Genomic DNA, 21,063 nt, shown 5'->3' with positions numbered 1-21,063 from the left:
CGTGCGCCGGCGACCCTGCGCCCCGTGGGGGAGACCCATCCGCGGCGGCGACCGGTCCGAACCCCGGGCATGGAGACGCTCATCGTCATCGGTCTGCTCGGGGGCCTCATCACCGGCATCTCGCCGTGCATCCTGCCCATGCTGCCCGTCATCTTCTTCGCGGGCGGCGTGCAGGGCGCCCGGACGGGGGAGGCGCCGTCGGCCACCGCGGAGCCCGGGGCGGGCGGCGTCTCCCCGGGGCTGTTCGCGGGCGTCCCGGACGCGGTCCGCGTCGGCGGCCGCCCGGCCGCGGGGCCGCGCGGCCGGGGTGGCCCGGGCGGCGCGCAGGAGGCCGCCGGGCCGCGGGAGGTCACCGCGCGGCCGACGCGCGGCGGGACGCTCGCCCTCGACCTGTCGACGGGGGACGCGGGCGAGCCCGCCGGCGCGGCCGACAGCGGGACCGGTCGCCGCGCGTCCCGGAGCGCCGTGCGCCCGGCGGGCCGCTCGTGGCGCCCCTACCTCGTCATCGCGGGCCTGGTCCTCAGCTTCAGCGTCTTCACGCTGCTCGGCTCCGTCGTGCTCACCGCGCTCGGGCTCCCGCAGGACCTGCTGCGCTGGGCGGGCATCGTGCTCCTCGTCGCGATCGGCGTGGGGATGATCGTGCCGCGCGTCGAGGAGGTCCTGGAGCGGCCGTTCCGGCGGATCGCGGCGCTCGGGGCGCGGCGCGGGGCCGCCCGCCAGGACCGCGGGGCGTTCGTGCTCGGCCTCGGCCTCGGCGTGCTGTACGTGCCGTGCGCGGGTCCGGTCCTCGCGGCCATCACGGTGGCCGGTGCGACGGGGAACATCGGGCCGGGCACGGTCGCGCTCACCGTCTCGTTCGCCGTCGGCGCCGCGATCCCGCTGCTCGTGTTCGCCCTCGCAGGGCGGCGCGTCGCCGAGCGCGTCCGCGGTTTCCAGCGGCACACGCGCGGCATCCGCGTCACCGGCGGAATCGTCATGATCGCGCTCGCCGGGGCGCTGGCGCTGAACCTCCCGGCCGCACTCCAGCGGGCGCTGCCCGACTACACGGGGGCGCTCCAGCAGCGGGTCGACGAGAACGAGTCGGTGCGGGAGGCGCTCGACCTCGGCGGGCTCGTCACGGACGAGAACCGCGAGCTCTCGAACTGCTCGAACGGCGCGCCCGTGCTCGAGGACTGCGGCACCGCCCCGGAGCTGCGCGGCATCGACACGTGGCTCAACACCCCCGACGGCGAGGCGCTGACGCTCGAGGGGCTGCGGGGCAAGGTCGTGCTCGTCGACTTCTGGACCTACTCGTGCATCAACTGCCAGCGGGCGATCCCGCACGTCAACGCCTGGTACGACCGCTACCGCGACGTCGGCGACGGCTTCGAGGTCGTCGGGGTCCACACGCCCGAGTTCGCCTTCGAGCGCGAGACGCGCAACGTCGTCGCGGGGGCGCGGGACCTCGGCGTCACCTACCCCGTGGCCCAGGACAACTCCTACGCGACCTGGACCGCCTACCGGAACCGCTACTGGCCCGCGCAGTACCTCGTCGACGCCGACGGGACGGTGCGCCACATCCGGTTCGGGGAGGGCGGGTACGAGGACACCGAGCGCCTCGTCCGCGAGCTCCTCGAGGAAGCGAACCCGGGCGTCGCGCTGCCGGAACCGACGGCGGTCGGCGACGCCACGCCGCGGGACGAGACGACGCCGGAGACGTACTTCTCCATCAAGCGGGTGGTCAACTACGACGGCGAGCCGCGCTACGCGGCGGGGGAGCAGGAGTTCACGCTCGCCGAGGACCAGGCGCGCGACACGTTCTCGCTCGGCGGCACGTGGGACGTCGACTTCCAGGGCGCCACGGCGGTGTCCGACGACGCGCGCGTGCGCCTCGCCTACCGCGCGACCGACGTGTTCGCGGTGCTCGGCGGCGAGGGCACCGTGACGGCCCGCGTCTCGACGGACGGCCGGACCACGACCCGCGAGCTCGACGTGTCCGGGAACCCGACGCTCTACCCGGTCCTGGAGGGCGACGGTCCGTCCGAGGGCCGCGTCGACCTCGACGTCCCGCCCGGCGTCCAGGTGTTCACCGCGACGTTCGGGTGAGGCGCGTCAGCTCGCGAGCTCCCGCGCGGGCGCCCACGACCCGATCGTCGCCGTCCCGCCGCCGAGCAGGTCGAGCCCGTCCCCGACGCCGGGGATCCCCGCGAGCCCGACGACGGACTCGGGGTCGCCCGGGTGCGGGGCCACGAGCAGCGTCGTGACGAGCGGCGGGTCGTCGGCCGTCGACCCGCCGCGCCACGAGAGCGCGGCCCAGGCGGTGGCGCCGGGTGCGAGCGTGAGCGGGGCGAGGCCGTCGTCGTCCGGCTCGAGGAGGACGTCCGTCTCCGAGCCGTCGTCGGCGACGAAGCGGACCGCGGGCGCGCCGGCGAGGACGCACTCCGCGGCGCCGTCGTTGCGGGCCGTGACGGTGAGGAACCGGCGCCCCGCCGCGGCGTCGAACCCCAGGGCGCCGAGGGTGAGGTCGGTGGGCGCGCACGCGCCCCCGGGGCGAGGCCCGGCCGTCGGCGCGACCCCCGCGACGAACCCGGAGCGCGTCGCGGACGCGCCGCCGTCGGTCGAGCCGTGGACCTGGTACGCGAGCACCGGGCCGGGGTAGGCCGCGCCGTCGAGCACGCGCGCGACCACGGCCGCGTCGCCCGAGGTGATCACCGTGAGCAGGGGGTCCTGGGGGAACGTGTCGCGCACGGCGTCGTGCACGACCTGCGTCACGCCGGGCTCCGCCGCGACGTCGGCCAGGAGCGTGAGCAGGGCGTCGTCGGGGACGGTCAGCCCGTCGCCGTCGTAGGTGCCGACGCCCGAGCCGTCGACCCCGAGGCTCGTCAGCCCGCGGCCCTCGGCCCGCACGAGCGCGGCGACGGGGACGAGGTCGGTGGCCGAGCGGACGTCGAGGGAGGCGGAGCCCGGGGCGAGGTGCACGCGCCGCACGGAGTCGTGGGCGACGAGGCGCACGGCGTCGGCGACGGCGTCGGCCCCGAGGAGGTCGGGCCGCGGCTCCCCGGTGGCCGGGTCGACGCCGGGGACGGTGGCCGCTCCCGGGCCGTGCTCGACGGCGAGCGTCCCGCCGCCCGTGCCCGTGCCCTCGACCCGGAGCGACCACGCGCCGCCGCCGGGCACCGCGGCGACGATCGCGCTCGCGTCCCGGGCGGTGCGCTGCGCGACCTCGGGGGACGGGAGCGGCGTCACGAGCGTGATCTCGGCCGACGTGCCCGCCCGCCCGTTCGTCTGCACGTCCTCGACGCCCGGCAGGGCGAGCAGGAGCGCGGCCATGTCCTCCGTCCCCTGCTCAGGATCGCCCGGTCCGGACGACGTCGCCGTCGACCCGTCCGGGGGTAACGACGGGAGCGCGGCCGGGCCGTCCGCCACGGCGGCGTCGAGGATCGCGGGGGCGAGGAGCGCGGCGGCGACCGCGAGGCCCACGCCGGCGACCGACGCGACGACGGCGACCGTGCTCCGTGGGGCCCGGGACGCGCGGTCGGGCGGAGCCCCGTCGGTGCCGTCCGTCGTCGGTGCGGTGCGCTCGTCGTCCACGGCCGAGACGCTACCCACGAGGGCGCCCCGACGTGGCGGCGCCGACGCGGTCTGCGCGGGCTCGCCGCCGAGTCTTCACACCCGCCCCGGCGCCGAGGTGCGAGCGGCAGCGGGACGGGCGCAGGGTCCCTTCCGAATCGGTCTTTCAGCCCATCGGGGGACCTGCCGGGCGCCGCTCCATAGCAGGACTCCTGGATACCGGCAACATCTGGCATGATCCGGCCATGACAGTGAGGACGGCAGCGGAGCTGGCGGCGGTCGACGACCCCGCCTGGCCGACGCTCTCCCGCATGCTCGGGCGCGGCGGCGTGGAGGTCGTGCCGCCTCCCGCGTGGTCGCTCGAGGTCCTCTTCCGGCTCCAGGTCACGGTCCGCTCGACGCTGGGCGCGCTCGCGCTGCACACGGGCGGGGTGCTCGTCGACGGCGGGTGGCTGCGGATCATCGGTGGGGGCGGCGCGGGGCTGCCCGACCTCGCGACCGTCAACGGGCTCGACGAGCCCGGGGAGCACAGCGTCGCGCCGTCGGTCCTGGTCGTCGCGTACGACGTGCTCGGCGGCACGTTCGCGATCAACGGCGGCGGGCTCCCGGGCCAGCTCGGCAACGTCAACTACTTCGCGCCCGACTCGCTGACGTGGGTCGACCTCGGGTTCGGCCAGGCGGCGTTCCTCGAGTGGGCGGTGAGCGGCGGGACCACGGAGTTCTACGCGTCGGTCCGCTGGCCCGGCTGGTACGACGAGATCGGGGCGGTCCGGCTCGACGAGGGGCTGAGCCTCTACCCGCCGCTGTGGTCGGAGGAGGGGCGCGACGTCGCGCGGTCGTCGCGCACCCCCGTCCCGCTCGGCGAGCTCGTCGACTGGCACTTCGAGATGGCCGAGCGCATGACGCCGGTCGACGACTACGTCCGCGACGCGGACGAGCACCTCGACGGCTACGGCGGCTGGCCGGCGGAGGGCTACCGGCCGTAGGGCGTCAGGGCCACCAGGGCGCCGCGTCGTCGAGCAGCCCCGGCGGCACCGTGGCGAGCTTGTCCGGGTTCCGCACGATGTCGAGGGCCGCGATGCGCCCGTCGGACACCGTGAACGCCAGGACGGTGAGCACGCCCGAGCCGTCCACGAGCGCGAGCCCGGGGCTGCCGTTGACGTCGACGGCCCCGGCGCCGCGCGGCCGGTTGCGGAGGTAGGAGAGCAGGACCTCCCCGACGGTCTGCGCGCCCTGGACCGGGTGGCGCAGCGCGCGGACCTTGCCGCCGCCGTCGCCGCGGAGCGTCACGTCGGGATCGAGCAGGCCGAGCAGCGTCGGCAGGTCGTCACCCGCGCACGCCGCGACGAACGCCTCGACGACGCGCTCCTGCTCCGCGCGGGTCGTCCGGCCGCGTGGGCGTCCCGCCTCCACGTCCTTGCGGGCGCGCGACGCGAGCTGGCGCACCGCCGCGGGCGAGCGCCCGACGACGTCGCCCACCTCCTCGAACGGCAGCCCGAAGACGTCGTGCAGGACGAACGCGACGCGCTGCGCCGGGGACAGCCGCTCGAGCACGACGAGCAGCGCCATGCTCACCTCCTCGTCGAGCGTGGCGCGGTCGGCGGGATCGGCGGCGTCCCGCGCCGTCGCGGCGGACGACGCGACCGGGGACCGGGCGCCGGGCGCGGTGACGACGGGCTCGGGCAGCCACGTGCCGACGTAGCGCTCGCGCCGCACGCGCGCGCTGCCGAGCACGTCGAGCGCGAGGCGGCCGACCGTCGTCGTGAGCCACGCCGCGAGGTTGCGGATCGACGCCGGGTCCTGGGCGCGCAGGCGCAGCCACGCGTCCTGGACGCAGTCCTCGGCGTCCGACCACGACCCGGTGGTCGCGTAGGCGAGACGAAGGAGGCGCGGACGTTCGGCCTCGAAGGCGTGCGCGAGGTCGTCGGTGCTCACCGCGCGACCGCCGCGGCGTGCTGGGCGACGAGCCAGTCGCGGAAGGTCGTCGTGCCGCGGACGTCGGGGTGCGGGTCGGTGAGGCCGCCCGCGCGCAGCGCCCGCCCGAGCCCCCCGGGCAGCGGGACGCGGACCGGGAGCGCCCGCGAGCCGGTCGCCGCGCGCCAGGCGCGCGCCGCGGCCCGCAGGTCGAGCACCTCGGGCCCGGCGACGGTCGTGGTGCCGCGCAGCGGCTCGCGCTCCGCGGCGTCGGCGACCGCGGAGCCCGCGTCGCTCGCGGCGACGGGCTGGACCGGGGCGCGCAGGAGCGGCACGACGCCGCGCCGCGCGGCCCCGGCGAGCGTCCCGGCGACGAACTCGTGGAACTGCGTCACGGCGACGACGGTCCACGGGACGTCGCCGGCGGCGACCGCCCGCTCCTGCTCGACCTTCACGCCGTAGTAGGCCATCGGCACATCGTGGCATCCCACGATCGAGACGAGCACGTGGTGGCGCACCCCGGCGTCGTGCTCGGCCGCGAGGAGCCGCCGCGTCCCGTCGACGAGCGTGGCACGCGCGTCCGCCGTGGACGACGACGCGTTGCTCGCGTCCACGACGACGTCCACCTCGGCGAGCGCGGCCGAGAGCCCGGCTCCCGTCCGGAGGTCGACGGCGTACCGGTCCGCGTGCCTGCTCAGCACCCGCACCTCGTGCCCGCGCGCGGTCAGCGCCGCGACGACGTGCCGGCCGATCGTCCCTGTCCCACCTGTCACTGCGATCCTCATGCCCGTACGACGCCGCAGCGCCCCGGGTTGTGACATCTCGGCGGAGGACGCCGGGGAGCGCTAGTTGTATACAAGTGCGCAACGCGTGTGGCACGATGGCCGGGTGACGATGACGCCCGACCTGCGCGCCGCCGTCGGGCAGGCCACCACGGCCCCCGGCGACGCGGGCCTCGCGCGCCGCCAGTCCGGCGCCCGCGCGGTCTACGACCTCCTGCGCGGCCGCATCATCGACGGCACGCTCGCGCCCGACGCACGCCTCACCGAGCCCGTGCTGTCCGCCGAGCTCGGCGTCTCCCGGACCCCCGTGCGCGAGGCGCTGCGCCTGCTCCAGGCGGAGGCGCTCGTCGTCGAGCTGCCGACCGGGGGCGTGCGCGTCGCGCCGCTGGACGTCGCGGACGCGCGGCGCGTCTACGACGTGCGCGCGCGCCTCGAGGGCCTGCTCGCCCGGGACGCGTGCGAGCGCGCCACGCCCGACGACGTCGCGCGCCTCGTCCGGCTCGTGACCCTCATGGACGCCGTGCGGGACCACGAGGACGAGGTGCTGCGCGTCGGCGCCCAGTTCCACGGCGAGATCGAGGCGCTCGCCGACAACCGCTGGGGGTCGGCGCTCCTGCGCCAGATCCGCGGCCACGTCGACCGGTACCGCGCGCTCGCCGCGCGCCGCCGCGTCGGCACCACCGACCACGTCGACGAGCACCGCGCCGTCGCCGACGCCCTCGCGAGCCGCGACCCCGCCGCGGCCGAGGCGGCGATGCGCGCCCACATCGAGCGCAGCGCGGCCCTCGCCGAGCAGTCGCTGCGTGCCGTCGGGCCCACGGCCGACGCCCCCTGACCACCGCCCACCGCACGACGGAGACACCGATGCCGTACACCCACCACCTGCGCGTCTACCCCAGCGCGGAACCGCTCGACCGCACCGACCAGCTCGCGTGGAAGCTCGCCGAACTCGCGACCGACCCCGTCGAGGTCACGCCCGAGGTCGTCGACATGGTCGTCAACCGGGTCATCGACAACGCGGCCGTCGCCGCGGCCAGCCTCACGCGCGGCCCCGCGGTCGCGGCGCGCGGCCAGGCGCTCGCGCACCCGTACACCCCGGGGTCGACGGTGTTCGGCTGCGACCTCACGACCCGCACGAGCCCCGAGTGGGCGGCGTGGGCGAACGGCGTCGCGGTGCGCGAGCTCGACTTCCACGACACGTTCCTCGCCGCCGAGTACTCCCACCCGGGCGACAACATCCCGCCGATCCTCGCCGTCGCGCAGCACGCCGGGTCCGACGGCGCCGCGGTCGTGCGGGCGATCGCGACCGGGTACGAGATCCAGGTCGACCTCGTGCGCGCGATCAGCCTGCACCGGCACAAGATCGACCACGTCGCGCACCTCGGGCCGTCGGCCGCCGCGGGCATCGGCACGCTGCTGGGCCTCGACACCGAGACCGTGTTCCAGGCGATCGGGCAGGCCCTGCACACGACGACGGCCACCCGCCAGTCCCGCAAGGGCCAGATCTCCACGTGGAAGGCGCACGCCCCGGCGTTCGCGGGCAAGGTCGCGGTCGAGGCCGTCGACCGGGCGATGCGCGGCCAGACGTCGCCCGAGCCGATCTACGAGGGCGAGGACGGCGTCGTCGCGTGGCTGCTCGACGGCCCGGACGCGGCGTACGACGTCGTGCTCCCGGCCCCCGGGGAGCCCAAGACCGCGATCCTCGACACGTACACCAAGGAGCACTCCGCGGAGTACCAGTCGCAGGCGCTCATCGACCTCGCCCGCGCGCTCCACGACGAGCACCCGTGGCTCGCGGACCCGGACAACGTCGCGAGCATCGTCATCCACACGAGCCACCACACGCACTACGTCATCGGGTCCGGCGCGAACGACCCGCAGAAGTACGACCCGACCGCGTCGCGCGAGACGCTCGACCACTCGATCCCGTACATCTTCGCGGTCGCGCTGCAGGACGGCGGCTGGCACCACGTCGACTCGTACGCTCCCGAGCGGGCCGGTCGGCAGGACACCGTCGCGCTGTGGGCCAAGGTCACCACGGCCGAGGACCCGGAGTGGACGCGCCGCTACCACTCGACCGACCCGGCCGAGAAGGCGTTCGGCGGGCGCGTCGAGATCGAGCTGGCCGACGGCGGCCGCCTCGTCCGCGAGATCGCCGTCGCCGACGCGCACCCGCTCGGGGCGCGGCCGTTCGGCCGCGAGCAGTACGTGAAGAAGTTCCGGACCCTCGCCGCGGGAGTCCTCGAGGACGCGGAGATCGAGCGCTTCCTCGACCTCGCGCAGCGCCTCCCGTCGCTCACGCCGGCCGAGGTGCGCGAGCTGACGATCGTCGGGTGCCCCGGGTTGCTCGACTCCGTCCCCGTGCCGACCGGGCTGTTCGAGCTGGGGCACGACGACGCCGGCGAGACGCCTGCGGAGTTCGAGGGCGAGGGGTTCACCATGCACGAGGCGGACGAGCCTGCGACCGAGGGAGAGGCCCGCTGATGCTGTACAGCCAGGTGACGCCGTCGGACAAGCGGCGCGCGTTCCGCGCGGCGCTCGACACCGCGGCGACCACGGGGGAGCCGCTGCGGCTCCCGGGCGCGTTCAACCCGCTGTCCGCGCGCCTGATCCAGGACAAGGGCTTCGAGGGCGTGTACGTGTCGGGGGCCGTGCTGTCGGCCGACCTCGGCCTGCCCGACATCGGCCTCACGACCCTCACCGAGGTCGCGGGGCGCTCGCAGCAGATCGCACGTGTCACCGACCTGCCCGCGCTCGTCGACGCCGACACCGGGTTCGGCGAGCCGATGAACGTCGCGCGCACGGTCCAGGCGCTCGAGGACGCGGGCGTCGCCGGCGCGCACGTCGAGGACCAGGTCAACCCCAAGCGGTGCGGCCACCTCGACGGCAAGGAGGTCGTCGGGCTCGACGAAGCCGCCAAGCGCGTCCGCGCGGCGGCCGACGCGCGCCGTGACCCCGGCTTCCTGATCATGGCGCGCACCGACGTCCGCGGCACGATCCCCGGCGACGCCGGGCTGCGCGCCGCGATCGACCGCGCCAAGGCGCTCGTCGACGCGGGGGCCGACGCGATCTTCCCCGAGGCGATGAAGGACCTGTCGGAGTTCGAGGCCGTCGCGTCCGCCGTCGACGTGCCCGTGCTCGCCAACATGACCGAGTTCGGCAAGTCCGAGCTCTTCACGCGCCGCCAGCTCGGCGACGCCGGCGTCCGGCTGATCATCTACCCCGTCACGCTCCTGCGGGTCGCGATGGGCGCGACCGAGCGCGCGCTCGACGAGATCGCCGCGACCGGCACCCAGGCGGGCCAGGTCGCGGGCATGCAGACGCGCGCGCGCCTCTACGAGCTCCTCGACTACGCCGCCTACAACACGTTCGACGAGGGCATCTTCACGTACCGGCCCTGACGACCCGCCGGTGCCGCGGGCCCGTCGGCCGCGGCACCGGCATTCTCCCCGCGACCCGTGCTGCACGAAGGAGTGACCGCATGACCACCTCCCCGACCACCACCGAGGGGCCCGAGATCCGCAAGGGGCTCGCGGGCGTCGTCGTCGACGTCACCGCGATCTCCAAGGTCAACCCCGACACGAACTCGCTCCTCTACCGCGGCTACCCGGTGCAGGACCTCGCCGCGCGCCGCAGCTTCGAGGAGGTCGCCTACCTCCTGTGGCACGGCGATCTCCCGACGCCCGAGCAGCTCGCCGAGCAGACTGCCGTCGAACGCGCGCACCGGGCCCTGCCCGGCAACGTGCGCAACGCGATCCTCGAGCTCCCGACGACGTGCCACCCCATGGACGTCGTCCGCACCGCGATCTCGCAGCTCGGCGCGCACGACCCCGACGCCGAGGACTCCTCGCCCGAGGCCGAGCAGGCCAAGGCGGTCCGTCTGTGGGCCGTGCTGCCCGCCGCCGTCGCGCTCGACCAGCGCCGTCGTCGGGGCCAGCAGATCGTCGAGCCGCGCGACGACCTGTCCTACGCCGAGAACTTCCTGTGGATGACGTTCGGCGAGGAGCCCGAGCCCGCCGTCGTGCGGGCCTTCGAGGTGTCGATGGTCCTCTACGCCGAGCACTCGTTCAACGCATCCACGTTCACCGCGCGCGTCATCACGTCGACGTTGTCGGACCTGCACTCGGCGGTGACCGGCGCCGTCGGCGCGCTCAAGGGTCCGCTCCACGGCGGCGCGAACGAGGCCGTCATGGCGACGTTCGCCGAGATCGGGACCGCCGACCGCGCCGCGGCGTGGCTCGACGACGCCCTCGCGCACAAGCGCAAGATCATGGGCTTCGGGCACCGCGTCTACAAGCACGGCGACTCCCGGGTCCCGACCATGCGCGCGACCCTCGACGACCTCGTCGCGCACTACGGTCGCCAGGACCTCCTCGACCTCTACGTCGCGCTCGAGGCCGCGATGACCGAGCGCAAGAACATCCTCCCCAACCTCGACTACCCGGCAGGTCCCGCCTACCACCTCATGGGCTTCGACACCCCCATGTTCACGCCGCTGTTCGTCGCGTCCCGCGTGGTGGGCTGGACGGCGCACGTCATGGAGCAGCGCGCCGCCAACGCCCTCATCCGCCCGCTCAGCGACTACGTCGGCCCGCCGCAGCGCGACCTCCCCTGACGCCGGAAACCCTCCGCCGAACATGCGGTTGCCGCCCGGTCCGGGCACCTGACCGGCGGCAACCGCGTGCTCGCCGCACGAGGGGTCAGCCGACGAAGGACTCCAGCTCGGCGCGGTCGACGGCGTCGCGGTGGATGAGGGTCTTGACGTCGTCCATGCGGTCCCAGACGTTGACGGCCATGCCGGCCTCGACGCGGCCGTCCTTGACCCAGAACGCCACGAGCTCGCGGTCCGGGACGGAGCCGGAGACCACGACCTCGTCGTACGCGTCCGGGCCGGCGACGAAGCCGAGGTACTCCATGCCGACGTCGTACTGGTCGGAGAAGAAGTAGGGCAGCTCGGGGTAGGGGTCCGTCGCGCCGAGCATCGCGCGCGCGGCGTGCGGGCCCTGGTTGAGGGCCGTCGCCCAGTGCTCGACGCGCACCGCCCGCCCGTAGCGCGCGGACGGGACGCTCGCGATGTCGCCCGCGACGAAGACGTCGGGGTCGGTGGTCTGGAGCGTCGCGGAGGCGACGACGCCGCCCGTCGCGGAGTCGAGCGCCAGGCCCGCGTCGCGGGCGAGCGCGACGTTCGGGACCGCGCCGACGGCGACGAGCACGAGGTCGGCGTCGACGTGCGTCCCGTCGGCGAGGTCGACGCCCGTCGCGCGGCCGCCCGCGCCCGAGATGCCCGTGACCTGGGCGCGGCGGTGCAGGTGGACGCCGTGGTCGGTGTGGACCTGCCCGTACAGCTCGCCCATCTCCGGGCCGAGGACGCGCTCGAGCGGGTGGGTGCCGAGCCCGATCACCGTGACGTCCAGGCCGAGCGTGCGGGCGGACGCCGCGACCTCGAGCCCGATCCACCCGTCGCCGACGATCGCGAGCCGCCCCGCGCCGCCGTCGTGGGCGGTGCGCAGCGCGGCGGCGAGGGCGTCGCTGTCGTCGAGCGTGCGCAGCTCGTGGACGCCGTCCAGGTCGAGGCCGGGCAGCGGGATCCGCCGCGGCGCCGAGCCCGTGGCGAGCAGCAGCTTCTCGTACGGCAGGGTCCGGCCGTCGTCGAGGGACACGCTCCGGCCCGCGAGGTCGACGGCGGTCGCGTCGGTCTCGGTGAGCAGCTCGACGTCGTGCTCGGCGTACCAGTCCGCGGAGAGGGGGAACACCGACTCGCGTTCGGCCTCGCCGCGCAGGTAGTCCTTGGAGAGCGGCGGCCGCTCGTACGGGCGGTGCCGCTCGCGCGCGACGACGGTCAGCCCGCCGTCGTAGCCCTCGTCGCGCAGCGTCTCGACGGCCTTCGCCGCGGCGAGCCCTCCTCCGACGACGACGTGACGACCAGCGCTCATGACGACCTCCGCGGTTCGGGCGCCCGGGACGTGGGCGGACGGCCCCAGTCTCGCGCGAACCGGTGCGCGGTGCGAGGTGCGGCGGCAGGTGCCGGCACGTCCCTAGGCTCGGCGCGCGCCAGGTCGCGACGCCACGCCGCGGCGGCGTTCATGCGTTTCGCGTGACGACCCCTGGCGGAGTCCGCGGGCAGGCTGTCCGGGACAGCCCGTCGCGCACCGTGCGGCGGTACCCGCGCGGAGGAGGTGCCGTGAGCATCGTCGTCGGCGCGATCGTGACCGTCGCCGTCGTCGCCGTGGCCGTGGCGGCGATGCTGCTCGTCCGACGGCGGGCGCCGGCCGGGAGCCGGTTCAGCGACGGCGACCGGGCGTCCGGCGTCTTCGGGGTGGTCGCCACGGGCTTCTCCGTGCTCCTGGGATTCATCGTCTTCCTCGCGTTCGAGTCGTACGACGAGGCCAGGAGCGGTGCCGAGGCCGAGGCGCGGATCGTCGTGCAGCAGCTGGAGACCGCGCAGTTCTTCGCCCCCGACGACGCGGCGCGGCTGTCCGGAGAGCTCGTCTGCTACGCCCGGTACGTCGTCGCGGAGGAGTGGGGGCAGATGGCCGACGGCGAGCTCGGCGAGGCGGTGAACCCGTGGGGGGTCGCGCTCTACCAGACCGTGCGCGACGTCGTCCCCGCGTCGGACACCCAGCAGTCCGCCTACGACCGGTGGATGGACCAGACCGCCGCGCGCGAGGACGCCCGCCAGTCCCGCGTGCACGGCGCGGAGGGCCTGATCCCGCTGCCGCTGTGGCTCGTCCTCTTCGTCGTCTCCGCGACCGTCTTCGTCTTCCTGCTCTTCTTCGCCGACTCCGCGGAGCGGGCCGCGACGCAGGGCCTGCTCATGGGCAGCGTCACGCTCGTCATCACGCTCCTGCTGTGCCTGCTCGCCTTCTTCGACCACCCGCACGGGCACCAGGTCGGCAAGCTCCAGCCGACGGCGATGGAGCGCGCCCTCGAACTCCTGGTCGGGGAGGCGGAGGTCGCGGGGGTGGCGGTCGACCCGCCGTGCGACGCAGCCGGGGGGACATGACGAAGGCCCGGAATCATGAAGATTCCGGGCCTTCAGCCTGGTCGGGGTGACAGGATTTGAACCTGCGACCTCTTCGTCCCGAACGAAGCGCGCTACCAAGCTGCGCCACACCCCGGTTGCTCGTCCGCACGGTGGTCGACGAGGAGACCTCGTCTTCCGCGCGGGAAGCCTGCTCAGAATAGCCGACGAAGTGCCGTGCCACGAAACTCGATTCCCGTGACGCCCGCGACACCCGGCGGCGGCTCGCTCCGGACACCTGTGCGCGACGGGATCAGCGTGCCGTCAGCGTGAGCAGCGTCGCCTCGGGGCGGCACGCGAAGCGCACCTGCGCGTACGGCGAGGTGCCCGCTCCGGCGGAGACGTGGAGCCACGTCGAGTCCTCGCCGCCGGGTGCGTCGGGCCGCGCGCCAGGCCAGCCGTGCAGGCCCTTGGCCCGCCGGCGGTCGATGTCGCAGTTCGTCACGAGCGCGCCGAACCCGGGCACGCAGAGCTGCCCGCCGTGGGTGTGGCCCGCGAGGATCAGCTCCGCGGCGTCGTCGTGCATGGCGTCCAGCACACGCCGGTACGGCGCGTGCGTGACCCCGACGCGGAGCACCGGGCCGTCGCTCGACGACTCCGCCGAGCCCGGGCGAGGGGCGGCCGGCGCTGACGGAGCCGGGAAGACGTCCCGGTCGAGGTGGGGGTCGTCCACCCCGACGAGGTCGAGGCGGACGCCGCCGACCTCCAGGACGTCGCGACGGTTCGTGAGGTCCGCCCAGCCCGCGTCGCGCATCGCCGCGGCGAGCTCGCCCGCGGGCAGCAGACGCGCCTCGGACGCGAACGGCAGGCGCGCGTCCGGCAGGAGGTAGCGCGCGGGGTTCTTGGGGACGGGCGCGTAGTAGTCGTTCGACCCCATGACGAAGGCGCCGGGAGTCGAGAGCAGCGGCTCGAGCGCGTGCAGCAGCGGGTCGAGCGAGTCGACGTGCGCGAGGTTGTCGCCGGTGTCGACGACGAGGTCGGGCTCGAGCTCGGCGAGCGAGCGCACCCACTCGATCTTGCGCCGCTGGCTGGGGACCAGGTGGAGGTCCGAGACGTGGAGCACCCGCAGGTCGGGCGTGCCGGCGGGCAGCACGGGCACGGTCACCCGGCGGAGCGTGAAGAGCTTGGTCTCGACGTGCGCGTACGCGACGCCGGCGAGACCGACCGCTGCGAGCGCGCCGAGCCCGCGCACGGCCCGGCGTCGGCCGACGGCGCTCAGCCGTTCCCCCCGCCGCCGAGGTTGCCGAACCACTCGCCGAGGTCGACGTCGTCCCGGCCGGCCCCGTTCCCGCGGTCACCGCGGTCGCCACGTCCGCCACCGGCGTCGGCGTCCGGCTGGTCGCCACCCTGGTCGCCACCGCCGGGGCCGCCACCACCCTGGTCGCCGCCTCCGTCGCCACCCTCGGGGGTCGTCGGCGCCGTGGGGGGCGGTGCGGGGGCGTTGATCCGCTGCCAGTCCGGGTCGGCGAAGCCCGGGGCGGGCTGGCCGGCGAGGATCTGGTTCATGTAGTCGCGCCAGGTCGGGGCGGCCAGGCTCGAGCCGTACCAGTACGGGCGGGTCTTCCCGTTGATCGTGAAGCGCCCGTTCATCGGGACGTCGCTCTCGGCGTTGCCGATCCACACGGCGGTGACGACCTGCGGGGTGTACCCGATGAACCACGTGTGCGTGTTGTTGTTCGCCGTACCGGTCTTGCCGGCGGCCGGACGCCCGTCGGCGAGACCGTTGCCGCGCCCGGAGCCCTGGGTGAGCACCTGCTGCAGGGCGTAGGTCACCGTGTTCGCGACCGTCGGGTCGATGGCGTTGGGCTGGCAGTTCGCGGACGGCACCGGGAGCTCCTGGCCGTCGGAGTCGAGGACCTTGGTGATCGCGACGGGCGAGCAGTACGTGCCGCCGCTCGCGAAGGTCGCGTACGCCGCGGCCATCTGCAGCGGGGAGGAGTTCTGGGTGCCGAGGATCATCGACGCGTTGATGTTGATGTTGCCCTCGTCCTGGAGCATCGACGGCTGGAACCCGGCGGCCTTCGCGGTGGTCGCGATGCCGCACAGGTCGAGCTGGCTGGCCATCGTCGTGTACGCGGTGTTGACCGAGTTGAACGTCGCCTTGAGGACCGACATCGACCCGCTGCCGGGCCCGTCGGAGTTGGCGGGGGTCCACTTCTCGTTCCCGAGCCGCGTGCAGCTCGCGCGGAAGTCGCGGTTGATCGTCCACGTGCGCTTGTTGGCGCTCACCGTCTCGTAGAGCGAGTGCCCCTGGTTGAGCCACTCGGCGAGCACGAACGGCTTCCACGTCGAGCCGGGGGAGAACCCGTTGGACGACCCGTGGGCCTGGTCGACGCTGTAGTTGACCGCGGTCGTGTTCGGCGCGGGCTCCTGGGTGTTGTCGAACGCGCGGTTCTGCGCCATCGCGAGGATGTTCCCGGTCCCCGGCTCGACGGTGACGATCGCGTCCTCGACCTGGCTCGGGTCGTCCGCGGGCACCGCGGCCGACGCGTGCTGCTGCGCCGCCGCCTGCATGCCGGGGTCGAGCGTCGTGTAGATGTCCAGACCGCCGCGGTACAGGCGCGTCTGGCGCTCCTCCTTGGTCTCGCCGAACACCGGGTCGGACATGATGATCTTCGTGACGTAGTCGCAGAAGAACGCGGCGCCGTCCTGCGCCGCCTGGCAGCCCGCCTCGAGCGGCTGGACGGAGAGCGTCTCGGCGATCGGCCGGGCCCGGCCCGTGTCGTACTCCTCCCGGGTGATGTACCCCTGCTGGTACATCTGGTTGAGCACGATGTCGCGGCGGCTCTGGGCGTTCTCCGGCTCGGTGGTCGGGTCGTACGTCGACGGGGCCTTCGTGATCCCCGCGATCGTCGCGGCCTCGACGTAGTCGAGGTCGATCGCGCTCTTGTTGAAGTAGTGCCGCGCCGCCGTCTCCACGCCGTAGACCGAGCGTCCGAACTGCGCGATGTTGAGGTAGCCCTGGAGGATCTCCTCCTTGGTCATCTTCTTCTCGAGCGCGATGGCCAGCTTGGCCTCGCGCGCCTTGCGCCCGAGCGACTTCTCGTTGGCCTCGTAGAGCGCCATGGTGTCGTCCTCGCGGACGGCCTGCTCGATGAGCACGTTCTTCACGTACTGCTGCGTGAGCGTCGAGGCGCCCTGGGTGTCGCCGCCCGTGATGTTGTTGACGACCGCGCGCGGGAGACCCTCGACGTCGACCCCGCCGTGGTCCCAGAAGCGCTTGTCCTCGATCGCGATGACCGCGTTCTTCATGGGCTCCGAGACCTGGTCCAGCGGGACGACGATGCGGTTCTCGGTGTAGAACGTCGCGAGGCGCGTCGTGCCGTCCTTCGCGTAGATGCGCGACTGCTCCGACAGCGGGCCGGGCTCGAGGTCCGCCGGCAGCTCGTCGAAGACCTCGACCGCGGTGTCGGTCGCCGTGTTCGCACCGGCGGCCAGCGGGACGAGCAGCCCGGCGGCGAGGACGCCGCCGACGCCGGAGACCAGCACGAACGCCAGGAAGAGGGCGACGAGCTGGTACGCGTTGATCTGCCGGCCGCGAGGACGCACAGGGGAAGCCATGGTGACAACCCTACGGGAGCGTCCCTGGGAGGGCCCCGGGATCCCGGGGCTCGCGGGTGTGCGGGTTGTGTAAGCATCCCGCGGCGACGTCCTCGGCGGTGCCCGCGGGGGCCGACTACGCTCGCCCCATGGCAACCACGTGGGAGTACGCGACCATCCCCCTCATCATCCACAACACCAAGGCCGTCCTCGACCAGTGGGGCTCCGACGGCTGGGAGCTCGTCCAGGTCGTCACCGGCCCCGACGGCAACGGCCTCGTCGCCTACCTGAAGCGCCCGACCGGGGAGAAGTAGTGGCGGGCTTCCCCGCCGGGACGATCGCCGCGCGCCTGACGGAGCTCGGCCTCACCCTGCCCCCGGTGGCGGCGCCCGTCGCCGCCTACGTGCCCGCCGTGCGCTCGGGCCGGTACGTCCACACCTCGGGCCAGCTCCCGTTCGTGGACGGTGCGCTGCCCGCGACGGGCAAGGTCGGCGACGGCGAGGGGCTCGTCCCGCCCGCCGACGCCGCGGCCCTCGCCCGGCGGTGCGCGCTCAACGCGCTCGCGGCCGTGCACGACGTCGTCGGGAACCTCGACCAGGTCGCCCGCGTCGTGAAGGTGGTCGGGTTCGTCGCGAGCGACCCGTCGTTCACGGGCCAGCCCGGCGTGGTCAACGGTGCGAGCTCCCTGCTCGGGGAGGTCTTCGGCGAGGCGGGCGTCCACGCCCGCAGCGCCGTCGGCGTCGCGGTCCTGCCGCTCGACGCCCCGGTCGAGGTCGAGATCGTCGTGGAGCTCGCGGAGTAGCGCTCCGCCCGCACGGGAACGGGGTCGGCGGCCAGGTCCTCGCGGACCCGGTCGCCGACCCCGTTCTCGTCGGTGGCGGTCGGTCAGCGCGCGCGGCGCTCCAGGCGGTCCAGGTCGAGCAGGACGACGGCCCGGCCCTCGCGGCGCACCCAGCCACGCGTGGCGAAGTCGGCGAGCGCCTTGTTCACGGTCTCGCGCGACGCGCCGACGAGCTGCGCGAGCTCCTCCTGCGTGAGGTCGTGCGCGACGCGGACGCCCTCGTCCGTCTCCTCGCCGAAGCGGGTCGACAGGTCGAGCAGCGCCTTGGCGACGCGGCCGGGGACGTCCGAGAAGACGAGGTCGGCCAGGGTCTCGTTGGTGCGGCGCAGGCGACGAGCGAGGGCGTTGAGCAGGTGCTTGGCGACGCTCGGGTGCTTCTCGATCCACTCGACGAGCTGGTCGTGCCCGAGCTCGTAGATGACGGAGTCGGCGACGGAGCTCGCGGTGGCGGTGCGGGGGCCCGGGTCGAACAGGGAGAGCTCCCCGAACATCTCGCCGGGGCCGAGGATCGACAGGAGGTTCTCGCGGCCGTCGTTGGAGCGGCGCCCCAGCTTGATCTTGCCGCTCGCGATCACGTAGAGGCGGTCGCCCGGCTCGCCCTCGCGGAACAGCACGTCTCCGCGCGAGAGCTCGATCTGCTGCATCGACTCGAAGAGGGTGCGCGTCTCGTCCGCGTCCATCGTCGCGAACAGGGGGGCGGAGAGCACAACGTCGTCGTCCACGCGGGGTGTCCTATCGTCTCGTCCTCGGAAATGTTCCAGGACAAGTCTGCCCTACGGCCGCAACTCGGGTGTCGGGGGCGGCCGCTACCGTGGGTCCGTGACCACCACCGAGCCGGCCCGCGCGCGGGCGCCGAAGCCCGAGTCGCACCTCGCCCTCGTCCGGCGGGCGCGCCGGACCAACCGCGAGCTCGCGGTCACCTATCCGGACGCGCACTGCGAGCTGGACTTCACGACGCCGCTCGAGCTGCTCGTCGCCACGGTCCTGTCGGCGCAGACGACGGACAAGCGCGTGAACCTCACGACCCCGGCGCTGTTCGCGCGGTACCCGGACGCCGCCGCGTACGCCGGCGCGGACCGGGAGGAGCTCGAGGAGCTGCTGCGCCCCACCGGGTTCTTCCGAGCGAAGGCGCAGTCCGTCATCGGCATCGGCCAGGCGCTCGTCGAGCGGTACGACGGCGAGGTGCCCGGTCGCCTGGCGGACCTCGTGACCCTGCCGGGCGTGGGCCGCAAGACGGCGAACGTCGTCCTGGGCAACGCGTTCGGCGTGCCGGGGCTGACGGTCGACACCCACTTCGGACGGCTCGTGCGCCGCCTCGGCTGGACGACCGAGGAGGACCCGGTCAAGGTCGAGCAGGTCGTCGGCGGGCTCGTCGAGAAGTCGGAGTGGACGATGCTCTCGCACCGGCTGATCTTCCACGGCCGCCGGGTGTGCTTCGCGCGGAAGCCCGCGTGCGGCGCGTGCACGATCGCGCGGTGGTGCCCGTCCTTCGGCGTCGGCGAGGTCGACCCGGTCAAGGCGGCGAAGCTCGTCAAGACGAGCTGAGCCCCGGGGCTACGCCGCGCGCGGGAGCCAGTCCAGCAGGAGGTCCGTCACGACGTCGGGCGCCTCCTCGGGGAGGAAGTGGCCGGCCCCGTCCACGACCTCGAAGCGGAAGTCGCGGGCGAGCGCGGCGCCGTCGGCGTCCGCGAGCTCGCGGCGCACGAGGCCGTCCTTCTCGGCGTGGACCTGCAGCGCGGGGACGTCGACCGGACGGCGGAGCGCGGCGAGGAACCGACGGCCGTCGGGGCGAGGGGTGGAGCGCACGGCCCAGCGGAGGGACTCCATGGCGGTGTGCGCCGCGAACGGGATGCGCATGACGGTGCGGTACGTGTCGACGACGTCCGGCTCGAACGGCGTCGCGGCCCCGGCCGCGAGCACCTCGGCCACGAGGTCGCCGCGGACGAGCGCCCGCTCGGGCAGCGTGGGCACCTGGTAGAACGCGAGCTGCCGCAGCGCGGCGGGCGTGAGCAGGCGGCGGGCGGACGTGTGCAGCCGCGCGGGGTGCGGCGCGGAGAACGCGGCGACCCCGGCCGTGACGGCGGGCTGGAGCGCGGCCATCGCCCAGGCGAGGCTGCCGCCCGTGCCGTGGCCCACGACGACGGCGCGCCCGGAGCCGAGCGAGCGCACGACCCCGGCGATGTCGCGCGTGCGGGTCGGCGCGTCGTAGCCGATCGGCGGCTTGTCGGAGGCGCCGACGCCCCGGATGTCCATCGCGGCGACGCGGTAGCCCGCGGCGGCGAGCGGCTCGATCTGGTGGCGCCAGGCCCACCAGAACTGCGGGAAGGAGTGCAGCAGGACGACCAGCGGCGGGCCGGGGTCGCGCACGCCGCGGTCCTCGGGGCCCGCGAGCGCGACGTGGAACCGCGCGCCGTTGGCCGGGACGAACTCGTGCCGCCACGGTCCGTCGGGCAGGGCGGACGTGAAGTCGGAGGGGTCGGGCGTCACCCGGACGAACCTACCGGGGTCCCGGGTCCGCTGTCGGCCGACGACCCGGCCGCGGCCGTCCCGGCGTCGTCGGCGCCCTCGGCGGGACGGCGGTCCTTCGGCGGGTCGAACCGGTACCCGACGTTGCGCACCGTCCCGATGAGCTGCTCGTGCTCGGGGCCGAGCTTGGCGCGCAGGCGTCGGACGTGGACGTCGACGGTCCGCGTGCCGCCGTAGTAGTCGTAGCCCCAGACCTCTTGGAGCAGCTGGGCGCGCGTGAACACGCGGCCCGGGTGCTGCACGAGGTACTTGAGGAGCTCGAACTCCTTGTACGTGAGGTCGATGGGGCGGCCGCGCAGCCGTGCGGTGTAGCCGCTCGCGTCGATCGCGAGCTCGCCGGCCGCGATCTCCTGCGGGCCGTCCTCGGCCGGGCCGCGTGCGGACCGTTCGATGACGAGGCGCAGGCGTGCCTCCACCTCCGCCGGCCCGGCCGCCTCGAGGAGGAGGTCGTCCGCGCCCCACTCCGCCGTGACGACGGTCAGCCCGCCCTCGGTGAGGACGAGCACGAGCGGGACGGTGAGCCCGGTGGCGTGCAGGAGGCGGCACGTGGTGCGCGCCGCGACGAGGTCGCGGCGCGCGTCGAGCAGCACGACGTCGGAGTCCGGGGCGTCGACCAGCGCCGACGGCTCCATGGGCAGGACCCGGATGCGGTGCGAGAGCAGGCCGAGCGCGGGCAGGACCTCGACGGAACCGCCTGTCGCGGGGGTGAGGATGAGCAGGTCCGCCATCCGACACCTCCTTCCGGGTCGCGGGGCGCGGGCGGCGCCCCCGGGCGTCGACGCGTGGCGACCGGGCCGGGACGTACCTCTGCGGGGCTCGCCACGTCATCGGCCACGTTCTCGGTCCGTGGATGGTTACCGTATCGCGTGCCGGGCGCGGAGACGGCGAAC

Annotated in this window: 18 protein-coding genes, 1 tRNA gene and 1 pseudogene; 10 read left to right on the top strand and 10 right to left on the bottom strand. The window is 74.6% G+C overall.

Going from position 1 to position 21,063, the window contains the following annotated elements:
* The first annotated feature begins 69 nt into the window (after positions 1 to 69).
* On the top strand, positions 70 to 2,085 hold the full coding sequence (locus JOE63_RS19060; RefSeq protein WP_204543059.1) for a cytochrome c biogenesis protein DipZ: 2,016 nt from the start codon (positions 70 to 72) through the stop codon (positions 2,083 to 2,085).
* A gap of 6 nt (positions 2,086 to 2,091) precedes the next feature.
* Here JOE63_RS19060 and JOE63_RS19055 read toward each other — a convergent pair whose 3' ends face one another.
* Positions 2,092 to 3,570, bottom strand: a complete 1,479-nt coding sequence (locus JOE63_RS19055) for a DUF4232 domain-containing protein (protein ID WP_204543058.1) — start codon at positions 3,568 to 3,570, stop codon at positions 2,092 to 2,094.
* Between the two features lie 224 nt (positions 3,571 to 3,794).
* On the opposite strand from JOE63_RS19055, the gene JOE63_RS19050 reads away from it, so the two are divergent.
* Positions 3,795 to 4,535: a DUF2625 family protein gene (locus JOE63_RS19050; RefSeq protein WP_204543057.1), complete on the top strand. Its 741-nt coding sequence runs from the start codon at positions 3,795 to 3,797 to the stop codon at positions 4,533 to 4,535.
* Positions 4,536 to 4,539: 4 nt separating this feature from the next.
* Here JOE63_RS19050 and sigJ read toward each other — a convergent pair whose 3' ends face one another.
* Positions 4,540 to 5,484 carry an RNA polymerase sigma factor SigJ gene (gene sigJ, locus JOE63_RS19045; protein WP_204543056.1) on the bottom strand — a complete coding sequence of 315 codons (945 nt, stop codon included), beginning with the start codon at positions 5,482 to 5,484 and terminating at the stop codon, positions 4,540 to 4,542.
* Positions 5,481 to 6,236, bottom strand: a complete 756-nt coding sequence (locus JOE63_RS19040) for an SDR family oxidoreductase (RefSeq protein WP_204543055.1) — start codon at positions 6,234 to 6,236, stop codon at positions 5,481 to 5,483. Before JOE63_RS19040 ends, sigJ begins: the two co-directional genes overlap by 4 nt.
* Positions 6,237 to 6,357: 121 nt before the next feature.
* Between JOE63_RS19040 and JOE63_RS19035 the strand changes: the two genes are divergently transcribed.
* The 4 genes and pseudogenes from JOE63_RS19035 to JOE63_RS19020 all read left to right on the top strand — a co-directional run bounded on the left by JOE63_RS19035 (position 6,358) and on the right by JOE63_RS19020 (position 10,860).
* Entirely contained in the window at positions 6,358 to 7,080 is a 723-nt protein-coding gene (locus JOE63_RS19035; RefSeq protein ID WP_239578443.1) for a GntR family transcriptional regulator, read from the top strand.
* Positions 7,081 to 7,109: 29 nt separating this feature from the next.
* Positions 7,110 to 8,624 (top strand): annotated as a pseudogene (locus JOE63_RS19030) (MmgE/PrpD family protein); the annotation flags it as partial.
* A 104-nt stretch (positions 8,625 to 8,728) separates the two neighbouring features.
* Positions 8,729 to 9,646 carry a methylisocitrate lyase gene (prpB, locus tag JOE63_RS19025; protein ID WP_204543051.1) on the top strand — a complete coding sequence of 306 codons (918 nt, stop codon included), beginning with the start codon at positions 8,729 to 8,731 and terminating at the stop codon, positions 9,644 to 9,646.
* 80 nt (positions 9,647 to 9,726) lie between these two features.
* Entirely contained in the window at positions 9,727 to 10,860 is a 1,134-nt protein-coding gene (locus tag JOE63_RS19020) for a bifunctional 2-methylcitrate synthase/citrate synthase (RefSeq protein WP_204543050.1), read from the top strand.
* Between the two features lie 85 nt (positions 10,861 to 10,945).
* Here the strand turns inward: JOE63_RS19020 and JOE63_RS19015 are convergent, their stop codons facing one another.
* Positions 10,946 to 12,178, bottom strand: a complete 1,233-nt coding sequence (locus tag JOE63_RS19015; protein ID WP_204543048.1) for an NAD(P)/FAD-dependent oxidoreductase — start codon at positions 12,176 to 12,178, stop codon at positions 10,946 to 10,948.
* A gap of 248 nt (positions 12,179 to 12,426) precedes the next feature.
* Between JOE63_RS19015 and JOE63_RS19010 the strand changes: the two genes are divergently transcribed.
* Positions 12,427 to 13,248, top strand: a complete 822-nt coding sequence (locus tag JOE63_RS19010; RefSeq protein ID WP_087469924.1) for a bestrophin-like domain — start codon at positions 12,427 to 12,429, stop codon at positions 13,246 to 13,248.
* Between the two features lie 38 nt (positions 13,249 to 13,286).
* Here JOE63_RS19010 and JOE63_RS19005 read toward each other — a convergent pair.
* The 3 genes from JOE63_RS19005 to JOE63_RS18995 all read right to left on the bottom strand — a co-directional run bounded on the left by JOE63_RS19005 (position 13,287) and on the right by JOE63_RS18995 (position 16,827).
* Positions 13,287 to 13,363: transfer RNA gene (locus JOE63_RS19005), tRNA-Pro, on the bottom strand.
* Between the two features lie 156 nt (positions 13,364 to 13,519).
* Positions 13,520 to 14,458 carry a metallophosphoesterase gene (locus JOE63_RS19000; protein WP_087469923.1) on the bottom strand — a complete coding sequence of 313 codons (939 nt, stop codon included), beginning with the start codon at positions 14,456 to 14,458 and terminating at the stop codon, positions 13,520 to 13,522.
* A 23-nt stretch (positions 14,459 to 14,481) separates the two neighbouring features.
* Positions 14,482 to 16,827 carry a transglycosylase domain-containing protein gene (locus JOE63_RS18995; protein WP_204543047.1) on the bottom strand — a complete coding sequence of 782 codons (2,346 nt, stop codon included), beginning with the start codon at positions 16,825 to 16,827 and terminating at the stop codon, positions 14,482 to 14,484.
* A 128-nt stretch (positions 16,828 to 16,955) separates the two neighbouring features.
* Between JOE63_RS18995 and JOE63_RS18990 the strand changes: the two genes are divergently transcribed.
* The gene (locus JOE63_RS18990) at positions 16,956 to 17,120 is read left to right on the top strand and encodes a hypothetical protein (protein WP_021481786.1); all 165 of its coding nucleotides are present in this window, start codon (positions 16,956 to 16,958) and stop codon (positions 17,118 to 17,120) included.
* Positions 17,120 to 17,608, top strand: a complete 489-nt coding sequence (locus JOE63_RS18985; protein WP_204543045.1) for a RidA family protein — start codon at positions 17,120 to 17,122, stop codon at positions 17,606 to 17,608. Before JOE63_RS18990 ends, JOE63_RS18985 begins: the two co-directional genes overlap by 1 nt.
* 83 nt (positions 17,609 to 17,691) lie before the next feature.
* Here the strand turns inward: JOE63_RS18985 and JOE63_RS18980 are convergent, their stop codons facing one another.
* Entirely contained in the window at positions 17,692 to 18,369 is a 678-nt protein-coding gene (locus tag JOE63_RS18980) for a Crp/Fnr family transcriptional regulator (protein ID WP_087469921.1), read from the bottom strand.
* 97 nt (positions 18,370 to 18,466) lie between these two features.
* On the opposite strand from JOE63_RS18980, the gene nth reads away from it, so the two are divergent.
* Positions 18,467 to 19,192 carry an endonuclease III gene (nth, locus tag JOE63_RS18975; protein WP_204543043.1) on the top strand — a complete coding sequence of 242 codons (726 nt, stop codon included), beginning with the start codon at positions 18,467 to 18,469 and terminating at the stop codon, positions 19,190 to 19,192.
* Between the two features lie 9 nt (positions 19,193 to 19,201).
* On the opposite strand, the gene JOE63_RS18970 is transcribed toward nth, so the two are convergent.
* Both JOE63_RS18970 and JOE63_RS18965 read right to left on the bottom strand, forming a co-directional pair.
* Complete coding sequence (locus tag JOE63_RS18970) at positions 19,202 to 20,134, bottom strand: alpha/beta fold hydrolase (RefSeq protein ID WP_087469920.1); 933 nt, start codon at positions 20,132 to 20,134, stop codon at positions 19,202 to 19,204.
* Entirely contained in the window at positions 20,131 to 20,901 is a 771-nt protein-coding gene (locus JOE63_RS18965; RefSeq protein ID WP_239576760.1) for a winged helix-turn-helix transcriptional regulator, read from the bottom strand. The genes JOE63_RS18970 and JOE63_RS18965 overlap by 4 nt, the downstream gene beginning before the upstream one ends.
* Between the last annotated feature and the right edge of the window lie 162 nt (positions 20,902 to 21,063).

It is taken from the genome of Cellulosimicrobium cellulans (genome assembly GCF_016907755.1).
GTDB lineage: Bacteria > Actinomycetota > Actinomycetes > Actinomycetales > Cellulomonadaceae > Cellulosimicrobium > Cellulosimicrobium cellulans_D.
Note: the sequence above shows the minus strand (reverse complement) of the source record. Positions and strands in the feature narration are given on the sequence as shown.

Excerpts from the sequence above, each read along its gene's own strand:
- JOE63_RS19020 (WP_204543050.1), top strand. The coding sequence starts at position 9,727 with ATGACCACCTCCCCGACCACCACCGAGGGGCCCGAGATCCGCAAGGGG.
- JOE63_RS19050 (WP_204543057.1), top strand. The coding sequence starts at position 3,795 with ATGACAGTGAGGACGGCAGCGGAGCTGGCGGCGGTCGACGACCCCGCC.
- JOE63_RS18995 (WP_204543047.1), bottom strand. The coding sequence starts at position 16,827 with ATGGCTTCCCCTGTGCGTCCTCGCGGCCGGCAGATCAACGCGTACCAG.
- JOE63_RS19015 (WP_204543048.1), bottom strand. The coding sequence starts at position 12,178 with ATGAGCGCTGGTCGTCACGTCGTCGTCGGAGGAGGGCTCGCCGCGGCG.
- JOE63_RS18965 (WP_239576760.1), bottom strand. The coding sequence starts at position 20,901 with ATGGCGGACCTGCTCATCCTCACCCCCGCGACAGGCGGTTCCGTCGAG.
- JOE63_RS19035 (WP_239578443.1), top strand. The coding sequence starts at position 6,358 with ATGACGCCCGACCTGCGCGCCGCCGTCGGGCAGGCCACCACGGCCCCC.
- JOE63_RS18990 (WP_021481786.1), top strand. The coding sequence starts at position 16,956 with ATGGCAACCACGTGGGAGTACGCGACCATCCCCCTCATCATCCACAAC.
- prpB (WP_204543051.1), top strand. The coding sequence starts at position 8,729 with ATGCTGTACAGCCAGGTGACGCCGTCGGACAAGCGGCGCGCGTTCCGC.
- JOE63_RS19060 (WP_204543059.1), top strand. The coding sequence starts at position 70 with ATGGAGACGCTCATCGTCATCGGTCTGCTCGGGGGCCTCATCACCGGC.